The 19030-nt window shown below is 43.5% G+C and carries 14 protein-coding genes; 11 read left to right on the top strand and 3 right to left on the bottom strand.

Annotated elements, in window-relative coordinates:
• From WA1_RS50325 to WA1_RS59140, 3 genes are all read right to left on the bottom strand, one after another.
• Positions 1-1804, bottom strand: a 1804-nt coding sequence (locus WA1_RS50325) for an AAA-like domain-containing protein (protein ID WP_201789260.1), incomplete at its 3' end; no start/stop codon positions are given.
• Positions 1805-1825: 21 nt separating this feature from the next.
• On the bottom strand, positions 1826-4069 hold the full coding sequence (locus WA1_RS50330; protein ID WP_017740893.1) for an AAA-like domain-containing protein: 2244 nt from the start codon (positions 4067-4069) through the stop codon (positions 1826-1828).
• A gap of 201 nt (positions 4070-4270) precedes the next feature.
• Positions 4271-4465 carry a ribonuclease HepT family protein gene (locus WA1_RS59140; RefSeq protein ID WP_201789261.1) on the bottom strand — a complete coding sequence of 65 codons (195 nt, stop codon included), beginning with the start codon at positions 4463-4465 and terminating at the stop codon, positions 4271-4273.
• 388 nt (positions 4466-4853) lie between these two features.
• On the opposite strand from WA1_RS59140, the gene WA1_RS50340 reads away from it, so the two are divergent.
• The 11 genes from WA1_RS50340 (at position 4854) to WA1_RS50390 (ending at position 19028) form a co-directional block, all read left to right on the top strand.
• Entirely contained in the window at positions 4854-5456 is a 603-nt protein-coding gene (locus WA1_RS50340; RefSeq protein WP_017740895.1) for a hypothetical protein, read from the top strand.
• Between the two features lie 275 nt (positions 5457-5731).
• Positions 5732-6076 (top strand): hypothetical protein, encoded by a 345-nt coding sequence (locus WA1_RS54375; RefSeq protein ID WP_081403194.1) that lies wholly within the window; start codon positions 5732-5734, stop codon positions 6074-6076.
• Between the two features lie 28 nt (positions 6077-6104).
• Positions 6105-8969, top strand: a complete 2865-nt coding sequence (locus WA1_RS50350; protein ID WP_017740897.1) for a hypothetical protein — start codon at positions 6105-6107, stop codon at positions 8967-8969.
• Positions 8970-9109: 140 nt separating this feature from the next.
• Entirely contained in the window at positions 9110-9847 is a 738-nt protein-coding gene (locus WA1_RS50355; protein ID WP_017740898.1) for a hypothetical protein, read from the top strand.
• Positions 9848-10073: 226 nt separating this feature from the next.
• Positions 10074-11225 carry a hypothetical protein gene (locus WA1_RS50360; RefSeq protein WP_017740899.1) on the top strand — a complete coding sequence of 384 codons (1152 nt, stop codon included), beginning with the start codon at positions 10074-10076 and terminating at the stop codon, positions 11223-11225.
• A gap of 107 nt (positions 11226-11332) precedes the next feature.
• Entirely contained in the window at positions 11333-11698 is a 366-nt protein-coding gene (locus WA1_RS50365; RefSeq protein ID WP_017740900.1) for a four helix bundle protein, read from the top strand.
• 32 nt (positions 11699-11730) lie between these two features.
• Entirely contained in the window at positions 11731-12513 is a 783-nt protein-coding gene (locus WA1_RS50370; protein ID WP_017740901.1) for a hypothetical protein, read from the top strand.
• Positions 12514-12645: 132 nt separating this feature from the next.
• On the top strand, positions 12646-14574 hold the full coding sequence (locus tag WA1_RS50375) for a TrbI/VirB10 family protein (RefSeq protein WP_017740902.1): 1929 nt from the start codon (positions 12646-12648) through the stop codon (positions 14572-14574).
• A complete protein-coding gene (locus WA1_RS50380) occupies positions 14571-15392 on the top strand; it encodes a hypothetical protein (RefSeq protein ID WP_017740903.1) in 822 nt (273 codons plus the stop codon). The genes WA1_RS50375 and WA1_RS50380 overlap by 4 nt, the downstream gene beginning before the upstream one ends.
• A 186-nt stretch (positions 15393-15578) precedes the next feature.
• Positions 15579-17018 carry a hypothetical protein gene (locus tag WA1_RS50385; RefSeq protein ID WP_017740904.1) on the top strand — a complete coding sequence of 480 codons (1440 nt, stop codon included), beginning with the start codon at positions 15579-15581 and terminating at the stop codon, positions 17016-17018.
• A 243-nt stretch (positions 17019-17261) separates the two neighbouring features.
• A complete protein-coding gene (locus WA1_RS50390) occupies positions 17262-19028 on the top strand; it encodes a type IV secretory system conjugative DNA transfer family protein (RefSeq protein WP_017740906.1) in 1767 nt (588 codons plus the stop codon).
• Positions 19029-19030 lie beyond the last annotated feature (2 nt).

Below are 19030 nucleotides of genomic sequence, written 5' to 3' on the forward strand. Positions count from 1 at the left end.
CCTCCAAAGCTTTTTTAACCTGCAGAACATTCAGCTCTGCTGTCTCACGTGCTGCTTGTGCTTGCTGTAGTTCTATGTTTTTCTGCTTAATATCCCGATTAACCTTATGAAGGTTTACCTTCTCTCCCTCCAAAGCTTTTTTAACCTGCAGAACATTCAGCTCTGCTGTCTCACGTGCTGCTTGTGCAACTTTCCGAGCGTTTTCTGCTTCTTCTAGTTTTAAATTTATAGAAAGTAATGCTTGCTTTGCACGGTTGAGTTCTGAAATTGCAGAATCTCGCTTTTGATTTGCCGCATCTCGCGCTGAAATTGCAGAATTTAGCTTTTGATTAGCATCACCAACCACAACTACTGCTCCAACTAGGGACAGTCCCAAGACAGCAGCACCGATAACCATCTGCCACTTAGTTTTCTGTTGTGCCTGAGCCAATCGCTGATTTGCCTGCTTCTCTTCCTCCAAAGCTAGCTCTGCTTTCTGTTGTGCCTGAGCTAATATTTGCTTCGCCTGTCTCTCAGCATCCAAAGCAATTTGAACTTCTCGCTTAGACAACTCCTGGCTGGCAGCTAAAAATTGATAGTCAAGATCGCTTAAGCTTTTGTTATCTGCCCATATTTGGGCATCCCGCAATGCCTGCCCACCCAATAGCCAAGATTCGTCTTTATTTGAAGCAACCCAAGCTTCTATTGCCGTTGCATAAGGCCGCAACTTGGCTAATGCCTTGCTTGTCCAGATGAGGTCAAAAACCAACTCATAAATTCTGTTATAAACTTTTAACTTACCCTGATGCTCAACTACCAACCCTGATAGCCGTAACTCTATCTGTTCGGGATTGTTATCAGTTAAAATTTCTCTCTGCTGCAAGATTTGCTGATATATACCTAATAATCGACCTGCTCGTTCTTCATTGCTAAGAATACGATCGCGAATAGTCTTTAAATGCTCTGGCTTATCCTGAGCTTCCGAGTTTTCGATGATGCGCGATCGCACTAACTGCTCAATTAACTCTGCTTCACTACCCGTAGCAATCGAAAAAGGAGACTCAGTAACTAATTGACAAAGCTTTTGCGTCAAAAACGGTTGCCCAGCAGTCCAAGTCAAAATTTCCCTTAACACCTCTTGCGGATTCTCTGCCTTTTTCTCCAATCCCCTAACCAACGGCAGAACTTCCTGTAGCTGAAATCCCCTCAAATCAATTGCCTTACCAACATTAAACGGCGTTCGACTCTTGTCCTGAATTAAGTCTGAGGGGGTTGCCACTCCCAACAGGGCAAATGTGAGACGTTGATATTCTTGATTCTCAGCACGCTGGTTGTAACAAGACCGAATTAGAGCAAAGAAGTCGTCTTTGAAGCCTAACTTAAGGATACTGTCGATTTCATCAATAAAGATGACAATCTTTTGAGGAATTTCTGCAAGCAGCACTTCTTCAAGAAATTCGCTCAAACGTTGCACAGGTGAAAGTCCTTCACGTTCATTCCACCATCCAAGTGGCTGAACGCTGGTTCTAAAGCTCCGTGCTAACCTTCGTACTACACCCAAATACCACTCTACAGGAGTAATGTCATGACTACCAATTGACGTGATATCAATTACACCGCAAGCCACCCCATCTGCTTGTAGCCGACGCATCACTTGCACCCGTAAGCTTGACTTGCCCATTTGTCGAGAATTGAGCACGTAGCTGAACTCGCCTGCTTTCAGAACTTCGTAGAAGTCCTCGTCAGCCTGTCGTACAACGTAGCTAGGAGCATTTTGCTCTAAACTTCCACCAACCTGATATCTGTAAGCCGAGTTGGATGCCATACTCATCTCACCATTTGATGCTCAAATCTTTATGTGGTCGCGAAAATAATGTCGATATAAGTCGCACCGAGGTAATGCTTCATTACCTTGTAGTTTAATTAATCCCATACTATCAAGCTTAAAAGCAGGTTCTGGATCGATTTCAACAGGTCTACTTTTCGTTACAACCTGGCGTAACGCCTCCATCAACTGGGGATACTGTTGTATATTCAGTAAGTGTCTTCGTAAGTGGTCGCTGTAAATTCCTGCTTCTGTAGGAGCTGCTTTCATCAATTGCTCTAACGTCACATCCCGTCGCCGAATATGATAGAGAGCTTTTCGTACCAAGTACGGATGTCCCCCAACTAACGTCATCAATTGTTCAATCTGCTCTTTTGAGAAATTTAGTCCATAGCGTTGCATCAAATCTTTCACCTGGTTGATGTTAAACTCTAGTAACTCAATATTTTTACCCACATTAAATGGTGATTGATTGATATTAAGAGGCACGTAAACCTCAGTTGAATGCACAATTACCAACCGCAGGTTTTTCCAAAGGTCGCTACTGTAATCACCGATTCGAGCTGCTTCAAACCAGGAACGTAGAAGCGCAAAAAAATCATCTGCAACTTCGCGGCAAGAGAATACACGATCGACTTCATCTAGTCCCAAGACAAGCGGGCTATCAAGCTCCTCTAACAAACACTCCTCAAAGTAGAAGGTACACTTATCCATACTGGTACCCTTACTCCAATAGTCATCTAGTTGATTCAGTCGCTTCAGCCTCCGACCAACTTGCTCGGAAAACCATCGGAGTAACCGATCTAAATTGACAAATAAAGTGCTATCTGCTCGCTGAAAACTCAACGATATAGCTTGATAACCTTGCTCCCGAGCATGATTAAGAATTCTTGCCATCAACGAGGTTTTACCCATCTGCCTTGGCGCTTTCACCCGAATCAGCGCACCTGGTTGCTTAATCTCCCAATAACAATCAGTCTCAATGGGAGATCGTTCTATATACAAGCTAGAATTTAGTGGAATTGTTCCCCCAGGCTCCCTTTGTAACTCTGGCTCTGCTACTGGCAAGGGAGGATGATCTGGGTCACTATCTGCCTGAGGAAGCGAGACTTCCCTCGGCTCAATCAATAGAGGTTCCTCACCTGCTGCTAGGGTATTCAGAACTTCCTGTAGTATCTTGGAGGTGTCATCAGCTGCTTGCCACTCCCGTTGCTGAATTTGACTGAGATACGCTCGCAGCTCGTAGTTTAATGGCGATTTCAGAGGAAAGTTGACTCGAATTGGTAAAATAACGGGCTTTCGCTGAGAACGCAGTTCACTTAGCTCCTTTGCCCGTCGCACCTCCTCTGTTACCATCTCGCTAAAAGCAGATTGCGGAGACAACAGCAGCATAAAGTAATCACATTGCTCCAGTTCTTCGTAAATTCGCTGTGCCCAGTTTTCCCCCAGACGAATATTTTCCCCTGCCATGAATACTTTGTGTCCTACAGACTTTAAGGCGTCGTAGAACGTATGAGCCAGTCCCATATCAGGTTCTTCGCTGCGATAACTTAAAAAAACTCTCGCAGGTTTTGTAACTGACTTTGGTACTACATCCATACCTAACTTGGCTTCTGATACTTCTTCCCCAGAAGTGTTTGTTCTGTTCTCAGAGGCAGTAACTGTTGATTTAGGTTTCTTTTTTAGAACAGGTATTAAGCTCCCAGAAACCCCTGCCATTTCGATTGCACTACAACCTAGTCTGTAAGCAAATTCAACGGACTCTGGAGCTTCCAATGCATTATCTTCTGCTGCCAAGGCATCATAAAACGCCACCGCAAACTCGATTGCTGCTTTATCTCCAATTGCCTGATTCATACCAACTACATAATTTATGTGTTGGCTAATAGCTTCTGCTTGCTCCTCCGAGTAACAAGCATTGAGCAGCACACATTTAACCTGTTTTGAGAACAGATCGAACAACCCTGATAGTGCTTTGGCGTTAACCAGCTGAACTTTGCCGACTTCGTTTTCTAAAGCAATACCCTCTTGCTTGAGACCATGACCACAAAAGTGAACGATCTGCGGTTTAACATCCATCAACGCACGACGAAAATCCCTTGGACGCACGGCTGTTTTTTTTACAATGACAAATTGATCCCGTTTTTGCGCTCGCTCCAAACCTTCTTCAATGTCACGTACTTCTTGATCTAAGCGCAAATGAGGTGTATCCTTTGGATTCGCAGCCAGAATTAGGATTTTTTTTACTGCGGCACCATTACCCATACAGCCTCAATTATTTTGCACAATACATAGATAATAATATACAGATTGCTTAACATAACAAAAATTGCTTTAGTTATTTAACGTAAGTTGCTAATCCCATCCCCTGTCAACCGTATGTTCACGCTTCATGGTGTAGCACAAATTTTTCAAGAATAGTTAAAAGGTAGACATAGCAGTATTCTCAGACCATCTTGCATGATTTTACAAGGATCTCGGCTTAATGCCTGGTTGCTGAAGAAGCCAACAAATCGCTTTTTCTAAATCGGGAAGATGTGTATTGGCAATATCCCAGGCAATCCGATCATTGACACGATGATACTCAATGGTGAAGAACATTACCAATTGCGGAAAAACTCCGAGAAAAGGAAAGTAGAGGTACATTACAGTTGCGATCACAAATATAACGGAATTAGGGGTAGATATTGATATCTACTTAGTATAGGAAGTGCCAAGGGTCAAACATTGTGAAATCCTGCTCTGTTTTAATTATTAAGGTTTGTCAATCAACTTTTTTCTATTTTTTTCCTGGTAATTACTGAAAAATATAGTGTCTAAAAATGGAAATTTTTTAGATGCTTTTACGGATATCTGCCTCATAGAATAGATTCACAAGCGCATAAAGAATTCTCGCAGAGAAAGTGAGGCAGTGCGTTCCTGTTGCTTTGCATCGGAATCTTCTGCCAAACCCGTAGGGTGAGAAATGAAGCTTAAGAAAAAGGGTAATTGAAGCGCAATTACTCCTACAAGTTTTCAACCATTTATTCCCGAAATCATCTATTTTTTTATGAGAACATACTACGAACCTGAATTTGAAAATGACCGCGTTCCCAGCTACGAAGAAGAATACGGCTATCCCGCTCCCACCCACCGCAAAAAGCGCAACTGGAAAGAAAACGCTAGCATCGCCGGACTGATGGCTGTTGGTACTGGTTTGATGATTGCAGATATTTCCATTCACCACATGGTAATGGCATCACTCGCGTTTGGAACTGCCATTGTAGCTCTACTACCTAAGGAAGCAAACAGCTTACTTTCCAACTTTGAGAAATGGCAGCGTAAATATGGCATCAATATCTATACCGTCTTGTTCTGTTTGGTAGGTGCAGTATTCATGATTGATATGATGGCTGCACCTGCAAACGCCCAGTTCATGCAAAACGCTGAAGACTTCTTTACCGAATACTTTGAAGGTATTGACGAAACAATTATTAAATACGTATTCGCGGTACTACGCGGTTTGTTCCTAATTTACCTCGGTATTGGTCTGATCCGGGTCGTTCAATCAGCCAGAAACGACGAAGATTGGCAAACGGTAGCACGTACACCTATCATTGTTGCTCTAACTGTTGTTGTTGGCGATATCCTAGCTGGTTTGGTTACTGGTTGATACGCCACTCGTCAAAAATGCCACCACACGAGTGGCACTCTTGAAGAATTCAGAAGTCAGAATTCAGAAGTCAGAATCAGTTAGTTGACGATAAAACTCGCCACCCAGAAGCACCACCCAATCCAAAATTTGGTAGGGGACACCAAGCCGCAAGTTATTTACTTGCAAAGAATTCCTAAACTACATTCTGATTCCTGACTTCTGACTCCTGACTACTTGTTCAAAAAGTGCCACTCATCATAATTCCAAAATTTGACTTTTTCCTTTCACAATCAATGACAAGAGAACGGGAATTTCGCACCGTCAACCGCGTATTAGGAGACCAACCACGCCTCGGACCGTTCCCAGCTGACCAAATTGTCCCCTGGAGTGCGATCGCTCTCATCTCCTACATAGTAGTCAAAGGATTTATGCAAGCTTCCTGGCTCGCAACCGGAATCACAACCGCCTGGGGATGGGCAACCTGGTGGACGGTATCCTCCAACAAAACCTTCTTCGGTAAATTTGTTGGCACACCCCGCATCACCCGTGGCTATAAACCATTTGTCTCCCTCGTAAATCCCCCACAACCTAAGAAAAAGCGCAAGCCCAAAAAACGCTTCCCAAACTTCAAGAGTTAAGAAATATAGACGCACGAAACTACACGCCATGACTTCGACCACTTCAAAAGCAAAGGATAAAATTGGTAAAAAATCCCTCGACCCCGAACAATTAGGCGTTGTCAAAAACCTGACACCCTTTGAGGATATTACCCATTTAGCCGGAATTGCAAGTATTTCGCTTGCTGGTCGTAAAGATATCGGCGCACTCATCCTCCAGAAAAAAGAAGATATTCAAATCAAGTTCTGCTTCGACGTGCAAGGGATTCACCCATCCTTACCCGAAGAACAAATTATCCCCATCTTTGAAAATATTGAAGGTGGACTCAAAGAACTACCCGATCGCGAAACCCTAACAATTCACCTTGGCTCATTCACCGATGACTCTCAAAGGCAGCAAGAACTCAAGAAAATAGAAGAGAAATGCAACTTAGAGCAACTCACCCTGCTAGTACGGTCAGAACGCCTGCGAGCCAGAGAACTCACCTCTGCAGGTGTCCGCAAAAACAAGTTCTTACGCTTCTGGTGTACCTACAGCATCCTTGCTTCTGAAGATAGCCGATCGCATGACACAATTGAAAAAACTATCAAGCAGTTGCAGAACACCTGGTTCCAATTTACCGGTCAAATTCACGGTGTCCGGCTAGAACGAATCGAAACAATCCTACGGGATAGTTTTACCTCTGGATTCCAACGGTGGGAGCAACTTTTTACGAACTCAATGGGACTTTCAGTACGAGCAGTCACGAGTGAGGAAGTCTGGTCAATTCTTTGGAACCAGTTTAACCGTAGCGAAGTACCTAAAGTTCCCAACCCTCTCATATTGGATGAAGATGGGCTTCGAGAAGTTCAAACCAGCGATTTCCACATTCGTCATTTGATGCTGGAAAACGAAAAATCCGTTCCTTTTCTCGATCGCAGTTGGATAAGACTCCAAGACAAATATATCGGCGTTCTCCAATTTAGCGAAAAGCCCCAAGGCTGGGTTGATGAATACGCACAACTTCGCTACCTGTGGGAAGTCATATCCAAAGAAAAAATCTCCGACACTGAGATTATCTGCCAGCTATCTAAAGCCAACCAAGGACTTGCCAAAACTGCCCTTCAAAGAATAACCAAACAGTCAATTACCTCCAGCGCCATGTCTTCTGAAAAGGGGTCAATTGACGTAAAAGCCAATATAAATATTGAAGAAGCAGTGAAGGCGCAAGAAACCATCCTCCGAGGTTCCATACCCATCCACACTGCTGTCGTCTTTTGTATCCATCGTCACAGTCGTCAAAAACTTGATGAAGCTTGTCAATACCTATCTAGCTGCTTCTTACGCCCTGCTGTAGTCGATAGAGAAATTGAGTATGCTTGGAAAACATGGCTGCAATGTATACCTACTGTTTGGGAAAACCTACTCACAAGACCCTTTAACCGTCGCCTACCCTATTTCTCCTCAGAAGTCCCCGGACTCATGCCAATAGTAAGAACCGCAACAGGAGATAAATCTGGGTTCGAGCTAATCGCCGAAGAAGGAGGAACCCCCGTACATCTCGACTTGTACAACCAGCACAAAAACCTCGCAGTTTTCGGTACCACCCGTGCTGGTAAATCCGTATTAGTCGCTGGGTTGTTAACACCAGCTTTGGCTCAAGGTATCCCCGTCATTGCACTTGATTATCCCAAACCCGATGGTACCAGTACGTTTACCGACTATACCAAATTTATGGGAGAAGAAGGAGCGTATTTCGATATTAGTAAAGAGTCAAACAACTTATTTGAAGTCCCGGATTTGAGAGGATACGAACCTGAAGTTATTAAGGAAAGAATGACCGATTTCAAAGATTTCTTGAAATCAACATTAATGACGATGGTATTGGGGACAAATCCTGTAGGAGTCAGTCCCACAACGATATCAAATATCGAAAGTATTCTGACAATCGCCATTGAAACTTTCTTCAAAGATGAAGATATTAAACTCAGGTATAAGCTAGCACTAGAAAACGGGATAGGAACCACCGAATGGGCAGATATTCCCACCCTCAAAGATTTTTATAATATGTGTTCGCCCGGTTTTATAAAATTAGATTCGATTACTAATAATAGTAAAGAAATCCTTGATGCCCTCGACCAAATTAGATTGCGATTGAAGTTCTGGCTAAACTCTCGAGTTGGGCAGTCAATTGCCAACCCATCTAGCTTTAGAACTAATGCTCGTCTCTTGGTATTTGCATTGCGATCGCTTGGTAGCGAAGCCGATGCAGCTGTCCTTGCCCTCAGCGCATATTCCGCAGCATTACGCAGAGCATTGTCGTCTAAAGTCTCAATATTCTTCTTAGACGAAGCACCAATTCTATTTAGCTTCGAGAGTATAGCCGAACTTATTGGCAGACTCTGTGCCAACGGTGCAAAGGCTGGTATACGTGTTATTTTATCAGCACAAGAACCAGAAAGTATTTTCCAAAGCAAGTCTGCTCCCAAAATATTTGCCAACCTCACGACCCGTCTTATCGGTCGGATTCAAACATCAGCAGTTGACCCATTTGTAGATAGATTCAAATACCCTTATGAAATTATCTCACGCAACTCCACCGAAGCATTCTTCCCCAAACGCGAAAGTATCTACTCTCAGTGGTTACTTGATGACAATGGCAAACTTACTTTCTGTAGGTATTACCCTGCTTATTGCCTACTTGCCGCAGTAGCAAACAACCCGAACGAGCAAGAACTACGTACCCTGTTCCTCAATAAATATGCCAATAACCCAATGGTGGGAATGGTGAGATTTTCCCAGGCATACGTACAGATGATTCGGGGAGATGAGTTAAGCGAAGAAGCAAAACAATTATTAAGAATTCAGAATTCAGGAGTCAGAATTCAGGAATCAGAAACTAGGAGTCAGAATTCCGATGCTTCTTTAAGCTGAGGTGTCGAGTAGATGGTCTAGTATCTTACTAAATCAAAAATTTGAAACTCCTACTAATTGCATTCTTGATTCTGAATTCTGACTTCTGAATTCTGTATTCTCCTTTAATTGCCACGTTGGTTATTTTATCTACAGAAAGTATGAAACCACAGTTGAAGTTTCCTAAGAAAGGAATAATCATCGGGTCAACAATTGGTCTGGTGACTCTATTCAGTACAACCCCCAGTTATGCCTTCTCAATCGATGATTTCTTTAATGAGATTTTGGGCGAACTCAATAGCTATTTTGAGTCAACCAAAAACGAACTCACTGCAGCAGTTAATGAAGCTTGGGGTGGGATGAAAAGCGAAGCCACTTCTGCTATTAAGACTGGTAGTATGGATATGCCCAACCCCGTTGCCAGTGCCAACAAACTGAAAGACCAACTTAAAGGTAAGGGTAACTGGAACGAAAGCAACACTGTCGAAGGTGCAGTATCAGCTGCAAACGAACTAGAGCGTGAAACCACCCGCGCCACAGTTGAGAGCGTCCTGGGAGAGCAAGGGCAGGAACGTACCAAAAAGGAAATTGAAGTCACCGAACAAACTGTAGCCGAAGCGAAAGAACTCGCGGAATCTGCACAAACAATGGATGCTTCACAAAACATCCTCAAGGTTATTGCAGCCCAAAACTCACAAATTGTCTCTATGTTGGGACAATCCCGTACTGATGGTTTGCAAGCACGGCATGACGCCCAGCAAACTAACCTGATGCTATCTCAAATTGCCGAACAAGGTGCAAGCGATCGCCGCCGTCAAAACCTGATGATGGACGGCATCAACGCTCAGTATCTGGAAATTGCTGGATTTAGCAGCCTGAAAACTACAGCAGGTGAATAATTCACTGTAACCGAAGGGTCATCTCTGGAATGGGATGACCACTACTTGAAGAAGAATGCAGAATTCAGAACACAGGATTCAGAATCAATTAGTTGAAGGGTTCGTCTCTTACAAGCACCTCCAAATTAAAAATTTAGTGTGGTTTATTCATCCACCAAGAGCTACAAATTCCCCAAGCTGAATTCTGACTCCTGACTCCTGAATTCTTTTTTGTTAACTAAGTGTCATGTTAGAACATCTCGTAATTGCAACTGACCCATTTTTTGGACAAGACATTTTAGAGAATGCTGCTGGCGGAGCGCAACTAGTAGCTGAAGGGTTTAACGAGCTTTGGCAAGAAACTCTCAACGGCAACCTGTACGGCTCAATGTGCAAAGTCGGTCAATTCTTTGCCCTAGCAACACTTGCCCTATACATGGTGGAACTGGGTAAAAGCTGGATAAACCAAGAGGACATGAAAGCCCTCTCCAGTTGGATATGGCCCATCATTGTAGTCGGGCTGTTAACTAACAATGGCGCATTACTCAGAACTGGAACGCTTTCCATACGGAATTACATCAACATTGTCAATAACGATGTTCTAGAGTTTACTGCTGCTGGAGCCAACCTGGAAGTCGCTTTCAACCGCGCAGTTGGTAATATCGCCCTTCAGCAACAAGTAGGCGCAGCGCAAGAAAGATGCCGCTCAATTCAAGGTAACACACAAGATGTCATTACCTGCTTGCAGCAAGCAGAAGCTGAACTCCAAACCTCTGCACCTGACTTATTTAAAGGAAGTGCTCCTGATAGTGGTAGTTGGGAGTTTAACCCCCTTAAAAGTCTATCCGATGCTAAAGACGCACTCGAAAATCTTTCTCCCGGTCAAGTCTTGGAAAAAGTTGGTAATTCTATCACCAGCACCATCGGTTCGATGATAACCGGGTTTGTTGCAGTTATCCTGCTCGCCCTCAATAACGCCTACCAGTGGGGTATCGAATTCACGATGCTTCTAACCGCCCTCCTTGGTCCATTGGCAATTGGTGGTTCGCTACTCCCCTTTGGTATTAAACCTATTTTCGCCTGGTTAACTGGTTATTTCACCGTTGGAATGGCGAAACTTTGCTTCAACATCATCATCGGTTTGTGCGGACAACTTATTGCTGACTCGGAACAAAACCAGCCTATGATATTTCTCCTTTTCGTTGGGTTAGTTTCCCCCATTCTGGCATCTGCACTTGCTGCTGGTGGTGGACTCGCTGTTTGGACGGGATTGGGTAAAGTTACATCATTTGGAGCCGAAGTTGCAGCCGGAATTGCAACTAGTGGAGCAAGTACAGCCTCTACAACTGCTGTTAATGCCACTAAATTTATTGGGTCAAAAGTTAAATTTAAAAAGTAGTCAGGAATCAGAATTCAGGAGTCAGAATTCAGAATTCAGAAGTTAGAATTCAGGAGTCAGAAGTTGGAAGTTAGAATTCAGGAATCAGAACTTAGGAGTTAGAAGAAATGAGACAACCTGCTAGGACATTTCAAGATTTGATAGTTTGGCAAAAAGCGCATCAGTTTGTTTTATTAGTATATCAATTTACTGGTGAGTTCCCTAAAGCGGAAATATATGGGCTTACCTCCCAATTTAGACGTGCAGCAGTATCCATTCCTGCAAATATAGCAGAAGGATTTAAGAAAAAGGGAGCAGCAGATAAAGTACGATTTTTGAACATTGCACAAGGTTCTTTGGAAGAATGTCGTTACTATCTAATTCTTTCAAATGACCTTAAATATGGTGATACGTCAGGATTAATGCCTCAGCTTGAGGAAGTTAGTAGGCTACTAACAAGCTATGCTAATTCTATTCTGAATTCTGACTCCTGACTCCTGAATTCTTTTTGTCATTAACAATAATTATGCTGAAAGCTAAGTCTAAGTCCCAACCAGCTCGTCTCCTCAGTTACGGTGAATCGACTTCTACACCAGTTGCGATCGCTCTTCTGATATCGGCAGGAGGAACTCTTCTCGGAGTGTTGTTATTGTTGGTAAATTTAGGAATGGTTTCTGGGATAAACCGTCATACAAAGGGCATGACTATCATTCAAATGAAAGACGGTTCTATCTCAAATGGTAAATTCGCTGCTCCTGGCGATCGCGATAACGAAACTATCAAAAGATTTATTTCCAACAGCATGATTGAAATGTTTGGTTGGAATGGACTCATACAAGCGTCGGAGAATGGTGAAAATATCACTAAGCCCGATAAAGGGGTGGACATTCAAACTACAAGAAATAGTCGCCGGAAAATTCCAACTAAAGCTTGGGAAGCAGCATTTGCACTGTCTGAAGAGAAAGAATTTAGAGCAAATTTTCTCAAAAAGTTAGCTGAACTCGTTCCGAGTGGAGTATTCAACGGCGAGATTCAAGTTTCGCTGGTTACGCGATATGTTTCCGAACCCAGAAAAATTAAAGATGGAAGATGGGAGGTTGATTATATCGGTACAATTGTTAGCTTTGATAGAGATGAAAATCAAGGCAGAGGTGTAGCTTTCAATAAAACAATTACTGTGGAAGCTATTGATACTCCCAAGTTACCTAAAAATCCTACTGAACTGGATAAAAAGATTTATTTGGCACGAGAAGCTGGTTTGGAGATTATGGAAATTGTTGATTATAATCTTGGGAAAAAAGAAAAGTAATTAGTTGTTATTCCTGTTGGGAGATTATGTTTTAATGAACCGCAGAGGCGCAGAGGGCGCGAAGGAAGAAATAGGTATCCTGCACTACCGAAGAGAGTAGTTATTGAATAATTAATAGTTTGAATTAGGAAGATGTTAAAGTTAGTAGATGAGCACCACAATAATCATACAGTCTCTTCTGTTGATGACCTTTTGACAATTGATGATAAAGAGAAGAAGTTACCATCTGTAGACAGCCTTTTACCAATTGATGAAGATAAGGAAGTTTTAAAGGAGGAAAACGAAAGTTTAGATTCAGATGTAGATGATGAAAGCAATGGAGAGGACCCCGCAGCAGTCCAAACTAAACACGATTTTGTTACCTCTCCTTGGTCAAGAATGGGGATTATTGGTGGTGCATTTGGGGCTGGATTTCTACTTCTATTTCTCATGCTCAATGGTATAATGAACGGCGGTGGTAGCAAAAGCGCTAAAACTTTAGAAGTTACCCCTACCCCTACTCCCACTGCTGCTTCTGACAAGCAAGAAGGAGATGTTTACGCTAAGCTCGCTCTCGCCAAGCAACAAGAAGAACTTGATGCGCTAAATGGTAAGGAGAAAAGGGAAGGAATTGAAGAAGATGAAGCTAAAAAGGACGAAAAAGACGCTAAATCTCAGAAAGATGAAGATAAAGATGATAAGAAAGAGCGTCCCGTTCGCCAGCGTAGAGTCAGGGAAAGGGTCGTTGCTCAAGAAACACCTCCTCCCAGACGGCGGGTAAACCGAGAAGCAAGCGAATCCGAACCAGTTAGACCGAGGCGTAGAGAAGTAGCTCAACAACCCATACCCCCCATTCGTCCTACTGCTGCTGCACCAAAACTTCCTCGCAATAACAATTCTGGAAATTCCCTACTGGCAACGGCGGTAAGCAACAACCAAAGTCAAGCTGTAGCCAAAGACCCACTTGCCGAACTCGAACGCCTGCGTAGCATGGGCAATGTCGGTCGAGTTGAGTATGCGTTCGGCTTTGCCGCTGCCCCTTGGGCAATCGCCAGCACAACCACAGAAGCCACTCCTAAAATAGAAGAAACTGCTGATGATAGTACTACCCGCCCTCGTCGCCGCCGCAATCGTCGCAGCGAGAATGTTGAAACAGCTACCAACACCCCCAAAGAAATTGAAGAACTCCGCCCACGCTGGGAACCTGTAATCAACGACAATAGCTCTAACATTGATAATGGGGAAGACAGCCTGACCGTACCAGTCGCACATAACCTATTACAAGAAGAAACACAAAGTCCTGGGGAAGTTGCTGTTACCAAAGAAAATACCCTAGAAGATGGTGATGCTAGTAGTAAGGAAAACAATAAATCTGAAACAGTCGCGTATGGATACTTAGCTGAAGAAGCATTAATTTTAGAAGAAAGAAAACCTCAGTATCTGGTTGTTGGTTCATTTGCCAGTGCAACCTTAGTCACTCCCCTCCTACTACCACAAGGTAACAATAACAACCGTTCCCCAGAGCAAACAAATACATTGCGGTTTGTCGCTCAGTTGGAGGAACCGCTTTACAGCAATACAGGGGAAATCGCCATACCTGCAGGTACGCAAGTAACGATTTCAATGCTTTCAGTTGATGGCTCATCAGGGGTAAGAGCGGAAGTCACAGCCATTCTCAAGGACGGGACTGAGTATCCAATATCACCTGGCACAATATCTGTTTTAGGAGAAGCAGGTTCGCCTCTCATTGCCAAACCCTATGATGACAAGGGACCAGAAATCGCTAAGTATGACACGACTATTGGTGCGCTAGCTGGGCTTGCCAAAGTTGGAGAAATTATGAATAAGCCTGATGAAGAAGTCACGGAAGATTTGCCTTTGGGTGGAACAAGAACCCGCAGCCGCAATAACAATCGTAATATGACAGGAGCCTTTATAGAAGGTTTCTTCGGTAGGTTAAGCGAGACAGTCGGTAAGCGAACCGAACAGGCTACTAAGGAAATCACCAGCAGACCAAACGTTTGGTACATCCCTAAAAATACCAGAATCACCATTCAAGTTAACAGGTCGATAAAACTATGAAGCTGAAATATTTAGCCAGATTAGGTCTGATTGGCTTTTATACGTTTGCAGCCGCAATCACCACAAATTTACCTGCCAGTGCAAGTATTATCCGCAAAGTTGCAGCTTCTCAAGTCACTGGAGAAACTGCCCAACTACAAACCGTCAAAGTTTGGAACGGACACGGAGTATCGATTTCATTTTACCGTACCGGGGAAATTATCAAGAAAATCTGGTTGGATGACCCTTCAAAGTTTGTTTTTGACGTAGATGGATGTTTGGAAGGGTTGGGGAGATGTTCGCAGAAGAGTACGGGCGCTGGATTAATTCACATTCGTCGCATCGAAAAAGTTAAAATCCCCGGTCTACCGCAGGCTACTTACGGGGCGCACATGACGGTGATTACCGAATCTGGGTCAACTAGAAAAAGCTATCACTTCCGGATTGTACCTGGCAGTGGAAAACCAGAATACAGCCAAATTGAAATTATTGGCGATACCCCTAGCAAACCTGAAGAAGTTAAACCAAAAGTCAGTTACACAGCCCTCTCAGACAGTCGGTACATTTCTAGAGGAATGCAAGTTGCACTATCTAATCAGTGGGTGGTAAGAGATAGCAAACTTTGGCAGCGACTCAATAAACTTGTGGAATTGCGATCGCTTGGAGAAGAACTGGTGGTAGCAGCCAACAGCGCTGGAGTCTCAATGCAGTTAGTAGAAAAACTCATGCTGCTAGGTGGAAAACGCCTCATCGAAGTACAACCACCACAACGCAACAATCCACCTACCGCAACTCCAACCACGGCTCAATCAAACTTTGTCCTCAATCAAAATCAATGAAGAAGAATTCAGAAGTCAGAATACAGGAGTCAGAATCAATCAGTAGGGGATTCAGATCCACCACCTAGAAGCACCACCAAATCATAAGTCTTAAACCCGTTTATTCATCCACCAGTCGTACAGAATTCATGCTGAATTCTGACTCCTGACTCCTGAATTCTTTACTGATAAATCAAATAGCAAACTATGTATAACGAAAACTTGACATCCGACAACCAAATTCTAGATATCATAGCGGAGACAGAGGTGACTGCAATTGTACCAGTACGAACAATCGAAAAAACTACTGGTAGTCGGAAAGACCTAGCAATTCAGTATAAAAAGAAAAAATTGGATACTTGGCGCTATCTGATGGCAGCAGGTTTGTTTGCTGGGCTTGCTTTACATGGAATGATTAGGTTTGGAGGGACTTACAATATCAGTGGCAGGATTAATGAATTTATACTGGGCAAACCAGCTGTGGCGCTAACACCGCCCACCAAATCTACAAATAATTCAAATTTGAATACTTTGACAAAAAGCAAACAAACCAAGTCACAACCGATTGCTACCAAATACGTCAACGGCGCTCCTATTCCCGATTGGAGCCAAATGACCTTTAAAAATATGAAATTTGGTGGATCGGGTAGCGTTGAATTTCCCAATATCAAAAATCCCGGTATGAAGGAGTTACGTACCTGGACTGCAGGTCAAAGCCTATCGGAAGTTATGGAATTAGGGGATTTTGAGGCAACTGAATTCAATATTGAAGTTTTCACCCTCACAGATATTGCGGACATCACGGGAATCAACTTGAACAACTTCAAACTGTCAGATTTTGAAACCCTCAAGTGGCAAACACTCGAAGACCTTGCTGAAGCAATTCCCAAGTTTGAAGATTTAAAAGTTGGAGCCATCCTACCCATTCAAGAGCTAGTGACTAAAGTTACAGGGAGTGCTGTAGATGACCAAACTGTTGGTGAGGTGCTGGACAACTACCCAGAGTTGGGAGAAGCTGAACTCGGTAAATATGTTCAACTTGATAACTATAAGCTAACCAGCATTCCTGGTATTCAAGATGCCCAGCTAAAAGACTTTACCAACTGGCAAAATACTGCGATCGCTCTCGTGCCAGGATTAGCAGATGTACCGTTTGACCAGCTACCCAGCGTACCAATTCCCGATGTTAGCTTTATCGGTAAGGTTGATTTACCTCTGGGTTCGCTTGAAGGCGGACGGTGGAAGTCAATAAGCGGTAGCTATCAAGCTGGGTTCAATGTCTCGTGTGAGAAAAAATGCGGTCACATTGAAGTTGCTGGGAGCAATATTGTCACTGGCGCACAATGGATGTCAGGGAAAGACCAAAAGGTGAAAGGCGGATTTGGGATATTAGGCAAACTGAACGGTGGAAAGGAACCTACCGGACGACACCCCTTTGGAAAATCCTTCAAACAAGTCATTTGGGATATTAATGAAGCCGACGGTAGCATCACCACCGCGATGTTCTTCCGCATCTGCAAGCGCGGCTTCCCTGATTTGGGCTGCAGTCCCTACTTCATTGGTCCCGTTCCTTTCTTCACCTATCGCGAGATGGACTCAATTATCCTTGGCACTCCCCTTAACGTACCGAAAAAGGTAACGCCCTAAGTTTCCTCAACTAACCCTGTCAAGGAGATGGTTGAAAAACAAGTATCTTCTTCGTGCTCTTCGCGTCTTCGCGGTTCAAAAATATTTTTTAACCACAAAGACACAAAGAGCACGAAGGTAAGATGTCGAAAATTGGTTATTACCTCTCTCTTCCTCCGCGTCCTCTGCGTCTCTGCGGTTCTTTAATAAAGCGAAACATGACGCGATCGCACCAGTCCTCACCCAAAATTAACCCACATTAATATGAATAATCATATTTTTGCAACCGCCAAAACTCAAACAGTTAGGGAAGTCAAGGCTGGTAATAAAAGTAGTCATTATGATTTTAGTAAGTATACAGACAAGCTGATGTCACCTCAAGGTTTAGCACTTGCAGGTGGAATTGGCTTAATATTACTTTTACAGCTTTTTAGTAATGGTAAAAAAGGCAAACTTGCTACTAGTTATTGGGGCGGAGGAAAGGAAACTGCCCAAGCCAAGAAAAAAGCCAAGAAGCAAATTGCCTCTCCTAAATGCGATAGCGCCAGCTTGTATATTGGAGTACACAGGTATAAAGGTCAAAAACCACCCAAGGGGAGTGGGGGAGTTCCCCTTTACGTACCTGACGTACAACGAGGAACAGCCGTCATCGGAGCGCCAGGTAGCGGTAAATCTTTTTCTGCTATCAACCCCATGCTCTACTCGGCAATTGACCAAGGATTCGGTGTGGTACTCTATGACTTTAAATATCCATCGCAAGCGAAGATTGCCAGTTACGCAAAATCTAAAGGTTATGATGTACACGTCTTTGCGCCCGGTTTTCCCGAATCGGAAGTTTGTAACCCCATCGATTTTTTACGCGATTCCTCCGATGCTGAAACTGCGCGGCAGTTGGCTACAGTCATTAACAAGAACTTTAGAGTTTTGGGTGGTGGGAACGAGGACGCATTCTTCGGTCCTGCGGGTGACCAGCTCACGCAGGCAATTCTTATGCTAGCCAAGGAATTTGGTGAGCATGCAGACATCATGACAGCCGCCGCCATACTGAGTAGCGAAAAGATGGTGGAGCGGCTCATGGCAGCAAGCCTAAATCCTTGGGTACGTATAGCATTTGGTCAACTTTTTAGCTCTGCTGGCTCTGAAAAAACTGTCAGTGGTATCGCTGGTACAGCTTCGTTAATGTTCACCCGATTTATGGCTAGAGGTACGTTGGGTTGCTTTGTCGGTAAGACTACCCTACCCTTGGAAGTCAAACGCAAGCAGATGATTATCTTCGGGTTAGATCGGGAACGCCGCGATGCAGTTAGCCCCCTTATGACCAGTATTCTGCACATGGTAGTCTCGCGCAGTATCGCTAAAAAACGAAAGGAACATGGTCCTCTCATTGTATGTTTGGACGAGCTTCCCAGTATTTTTCTTCCAGACTTATTTAAGTGGTTGAACGAATCGCGAAGTGAAGGATTTTGCGGTATTTTGGGTTGGCAAAACATGGGTCAGCTTGAAAAGATTTACGGGAAGGAAATTTCTAAAGCAATCCTTGGTGCTTGCGGTACAAAGTTTGTATTTAACCCTGGTGAAGAAGAATCTGCTCGATTATTTTCTGCGTATTTGGGAGAAGAAGAAATCAAATATAAGCAGAAATCTCGCTCGACGGGAGGGGGTAAAGCCTCTACTTCAATCTCCGAACAAGAGAGAACTCGAAAATTGTTTGAGCCTGCTCAATTTCTCAAATTACCACCTGGTAAATGTTTGTTTATTAACCCTGCTTATAGTAATAGAAATGAAGGTTCAGTTCCCATATTGAAAAATATCAAAGTTCCTAAACATATCATTGGGCTGGAACAACAAAATGATGAAAATTGGGACAAGGTTATCAAACAACTCGCGAGAAAGAGTACCCAAAGAAAACCTACTCAAGAAGATTTAGATTTGAGGGTATCGTCTGTAGATAAACGTTTTCCGATTCCCCAAGCACCCGTACAAGCAGGTAATGCACCATTGCCAGTTGATGCTTATAAGTCATTTTTCTAGGA

Origin of the sequence: Scytonema hofmannii PCC 7110 (assembly GCF_000346485.2) — a bacterium.
Classification (GTDB): Bacteria; Cyanobacteriota; Cyanobacteriia; order Cyanobacteriales; family Nostocaceae; genus Scytonema; species Scytonema hofmannii.

Coding starts and splice junctions, on each gene's coding strand:
- WA1_RS50350 (WP_017740897.1), top strand. CDS start 6,105: ATGACTTCGACCACTTCAAAAGCAAAGGATAAAATTGGTAAAAAATCC.
- WA1_RS50360 (WP_017740899.1), top strand. CDS start 10,074: ATGTTAGAACATCTCGTAATTGCAACTGACCCATTTTTTGGACAAGAC.
- WA1_RS50385 (WP_017740904.1), top strand. CDS start 15,579: ATGTATAACGAAAACTTGACATCCGACAACCAAATTCTAGATATCATA.
- WA1_RS54375 (WP_081403194.1), top strand. CDS start 5,732: ATGACAAGAGAACGGGAATTTCGCACCGTCAACCGCGTATTAGGAGAC.
- WA1_RS50355 (WP_017740898.1), top strand. CDS start 9,110: ATGAAACCACAGTTGAAGTTTCCTAAGAAAGGAATAATCATCGGGTCA.
- WA1_RS50375 (WP_017740902.1), top strand. CDS start 12,646: ATGTTAAAGTTAGTAGATGAGCACCACAATAATCATACAGTCTCTTCT.
- WA1_RS50330 (WP_017740893.1), bottom strand. CDS start 4,069: ATGGGTAATGGTGCCGCAGTAAAAAAAATCCTAATTCTGGCTGCGAAT.
- WA1_RS50365 (WP_017740900.1), top strand. CDS start 11,333: ATGAGACAACCTGCTAGGACATTTCAAGATTTGATAGTTTGGCAAAAA.
- WA1_RS50370 (WP_017740901.1), top strand. CDS start 11,731: ATGCTGAAAGCTAAGTCTAAGTCCCAACCAGCTCGTCTCCTCAGTTAC.
- WA1_RS50380 (WP_017740903.1), top strand. CDS start 14,571: ATGAAGCTGAAATATTTAGCCAGATTAGGTCTGATTGGCTTTTATACG.
- WA1_RS50340 (WP_017740895.1), top strand. CDS start 4,854: ATGAGAACATACTACGAACCTGAATTTGAAAATGACCGCGTTCCCAGC.
- WA1_RS50390 (WP_017740906.1), top strand. CDS start 17,262: ATGAATAATCATATTTTTGCAACCGCCAAAACTCAAACAGTTAGGGAA.